At 64.0% G+C, this 383-nt stretch carries 2 protein-coding genes; one reads left to right on the forward strand and one right to left on the reverse strand.

All coding sequences use genetic code 11. The annotated features are described in order from the left end of the window. On the forward strand, nucleotides 1–217 hold a 217-nt coding region (locus AB4Y92_RS26415; protein WP_441822317.1), incomplete at its 5' end, for a hypothetical protein. Nucleotides 218–233: 16 nt separating this feature from the next. On the opposite strand, the gene AB4Y92_RS26420 is transcribed toward AB4Y92_RS26415, so the two are convergent. After that, complete coding sequence (locus AB4Y92_RS26420; RefSeq protein ID WP_441822318.1) at nucleotides 234–368, reverse strand: extensin family protein; 135 nt, start codon at nucleotides 366–368, stop codon at nucleotides 234–236. Between the last annotated feature and the right edge of the window lie 15 nt (nucleotides 369–383).

Raw genomic sequence — 383 nt, forward strand, 5'->3', positions numbered from 1 at the left:
GATCCCGACAGGCAGCGAGCCGGACCGGCTCCCTCCCTTTTGGGAACTTGAGGATTTGATTGCGTCGGGGTTCGACCGGAGCACGGCGCTCGATATTCTTGCGCTCCGCCGCGCGCAGGCCGAGACCTGCCGCCTTCCGGTAGCTCTGTTTCGCCCGAGCGATCCTTGGCGGCACCCCCGTGTCGAGCGCGACGAAATCTCCGACCACGTCGCGTGAGCGACCCCGTACACTGTCACTGGCAGAAGCGGGACGCGGCTGAGCGGCGCGGCTGGATATCAACATGAAGATGATTGGCATGGGCCGTGTCAGAGCCAGGGCCTAGGCTCGTCGCGAAAGCCCCACAAGCCGATTGCCTCACCGACTTCAAGAATCGATCCTGAAC

It is taken from the genome of Lysobacter sp. TAB13 (genome assembly GCF_052113885.1).
Lineage (GTDB): Bacteria > Pseudomonadota > Gammaproteobacteria > Xanthomonadales > Xanthomonadaceae > Lysobacter > Lysobacter gummosus.